General features: G+C 36.9%; 3 protein-coding genes. 2 read left to right on the top strand and 1 reads right to left on the bottom strand.

The annotated features are described in order from the left end of the window. On the bottom strand, positions 1–268 hold a 268-nt coding region (locus tag ACFO4R_RS08725), incomplete at its 3' end, for a transposase (RefSeq protein ID WP_379788708.1). 255 nt (positions 269–523) lie between these two features. Between ACFO4R_RS08725 and ACFO4R_RS08720 the strand changes: the two genes are divergently transcribed. Then, positions 524–1,666, top strand: a complete 1,143-nt coding sequence (locus tag ACFO4R_RS08720; RefSeq protein WP_379788709.1) for a type IV secretory system conjugative DNA transfer family protein — start codon at positions 524–526, stop codon at positions 1,664–1,666. 13 nt (positions 1,667–1,679) lie between these two features. Further along, positions 1,680–2,792 (top strand): hypothetical protein, encoded by a 1,113-nt coding sequence (locus tag ACFO4R_RS08715; protein ID WP_379788707.1) that lies wholly within the window; start codon positions 1,680–1,682, stop codon positions 2,790–2,792. Positions 2,793–2,834 lie beyond the last annotated feature (42 nt).

Here is a 2,834-nt window from a genome sequence, read left to right as displayed (position 1 = left end):
CCGTTATGAGTTCTGCAAGGATATATTCCCAAATATGGTTGTCACACCATCGTTTATATCTGCGATGGACCGCATTGAACTTTCCATATTGAGGAGGGAGATCTCTCCAAGGAGAGCCGGTTCTTACGATCCATAGGCAGGCGTTGACAAACACCCTGTTGTCATTGGCGTTTGATCCACCTCGTTTATTTAAGTGCTGTTTGATGATCGGTTCAATTCTATTCCACTGTGCATCGGTTAAATCATGCCTATTTTGTAGTTGTTCCATCGTATAAAACCTCCTCTGTTTTATACGAGTATCTCACATTTTTTACGTTTTGTAAAGTATTGCGTAGACACGCTCTAGCAAAATTCGTGAGAGTGCTTCTGCTCTGCTTGTGACAGCTGGTGAGGGTTGTGGTTTTTCTAGTTACGGAAGAGTGTATTCCGAAATTGTGGATTCATCATTAGCATTAAAGGTAAAGGGTAAGGAAACCTTTATTGAAAAGGAAATCATGGCAGAGCGCTTGAGGTTGCTAGAGGTATTGCACAAACACTGTATTCCCCTTTAGAAGATAAGGACGATAAGTTTTGGACGCAGAGTAGTGTTAACTTGTTCCTTTGTTACTTCACAATTGCGGCAACTATCTATGAGCCGGAGTATGTAACGCTTGAAACGATTTATAGAATTCATATTGAGGGAATAGAAAAAGTTCGTGGAACAATGAGAATTCAGGCATATTTGGATGAGCATAAGGATGAAAAATGCTATGAACTTGGAATTCCGTCTGTTACAGCCCCGAATGAGACGAGAACATCGATATATTCGATTTTTACTAATGGTTTAGTAAGAGTGCTTTTGAATGAAGAAATTGCGGATATGACCACAAAATCTACATTCAGAATTGAAGAAGTGGTTTCTGGAAAGCAGCCATTGGCACTTTTTATTATCACAAGAGATGAAGCACCACAGACATACAGTACAGTAGTGTCTTCTATCGTAGATATGATATACACGACTCTTATTGATTTAGCACATACAAAGTATAATAAAAGACTTCCAAGAACTGTGCATTTTATTCTTGAGGAATTTGGAAATATTGCAAAACTTGAGAATATCAACGATATGATGACGGCTAGTAGAAGCCGTTCTATAAGAATTGTGGTAGTACTTCAGAGCTTGTGCCAGCTATATTTGACATATTCTAAAGAACTTGCAGAGGTGTTGATTGGTAATTCACAGAACCTGGTTTATATGTCATCAACAGATATGAATCTGGTTGGAATGATTAGTAAAAGATGTGGAACTATGATAGATCCATATACATATGAACGAAGGCCTTTGTTGAGTCCAGATAGACTTACTCATTTAGATAAGAATACGGGAGAGACATTGATGCTGTTAGACAGGCATTACCCTTACATAACAACACTCCCTGATTTGTCTTTCTATAAAATGATTGAGCCGTTGGAAAGATTTAATATTCCAACACGAAAGAAAATTGATGTTGAAACAGGACGTTTTGCAAAGATTGTGGATGAAATGTTCGAAAACAGACTTCGTAAAATGATGGAGTCAAGTAAACCAGATCCAAAAGAAAAGAAAGCAGAAATGTCAAGAAAGAAAGCGATTGCATTGCCTGGACCTTTCTTGGTTGAAATGGAAAAGATAATTAAAGAAGCATAGGAGGTGTTGCTATATGGAATATAGAAAAGCGGGAGAGTGCTTAAGCTATGGACTTGGTCATGAATTAATCGGAAATGAAGATCCTAGTGATAAACATAATCTAAACTTAAAAGCCTTTGTAACCTACTTTGCTTTAAAAGGATATTTGTCAAAGGATACTGTTGCTAGGGTTCGAACAGTTCTTGATAGAGAAGCAGATAATCTTTCTATGAAGAAAAACCAGTTCATGCAGCTTTCAAAACTGTTAGTTAGAGACTTGAAGAGAAAGTTTACGTTTGATGATTTCGAGCAGTTGGTGGGTGTGCTTAATAATACTGAAATTCCGTCATGGGTATTTGAAACAAAAGGTATTCTTATGAAATTGTTTCCGCAGGTATATCTCGTGCATGAGCTGCTTTACTACATGATTGAGGATGAGGACAGACATTATTTCAGATGTATTCATATTAGTAGTGCTGAAGACCTGTTGGAGTTTAGTCAGGATTTCTTTGAAGACTTTGATACGGATATGGTTTCATATTCAGAAACCAATCACACTATTTCAACTAAGTACTCAGAGATACTTGGCTTTAACGAAGAGACGATGACATTTTATATGAAGTACAGACACACGAATAAGATGTATGTCGAATATCATGCAGATACAAAGCAGGAGATTATTCATCGCTACAGATGTTTCGGTGTTGTGAATAACAAATTTCCGGTGATTGAAGTTGATAATACCATTTCGGTAGTAATTGGTTATGAAATTAAAAAGATTAAAGACAAAGATATCCGAGAGGACTATGAGGTAAAGGATGGTTATATTTATGTCTATCCTACATATCGTGTTCCAACGATGTTCAGACCGTATGCTTTAATGCTTGATGGTTCGAGATTGGAGATTTCTCAGAATGAAGCGGCCGCCTATGTGATGGAAAGAGTCAAAAGTGATATATGCGATTTTAGAAGTCTTTTCCTTTCTGATGAAGAGGATAAGTTGAAGACCGGGGAGCATAAAGATGATGTGGAATTTTCACTTGATTATTTCGATAGTTTCTTGATAGGAAGATATGACTTGGAAGACGATAAAGAAGCGAGAACATATCACTTTATTGTTAAGGAAATACCGCACAAAAAGAGCTAATAGTTCCCTATAAGGAACAAAACTATGATAAAATAAAAGATA

The sequence above is a fragment of the Filifactor villosus genome (assembly GCF_042652965.1).
Taxonomy (GTDB): Bacteria; Bacillota; Clostridia; order Peptostreptococcales; family Filifactoraceae; genus Filifactor; species Filifactor villosus.
The sequence above is the reverse complement of the archived record's forward strand: the minus strand, read 5'-3'. Positions and strand labels throughout refer to the sequence as shown.

What these genes read in the sequence shown, in the direction of transcription:
- ACFO4R_RS08715 (WP_379788707.1), top strand. Translation starts at nt 1,680, where the DNA reads ATGGAATATAGAAAAGCGGGAGAGTGCTTAAGCTATGGACTTGGTCAT.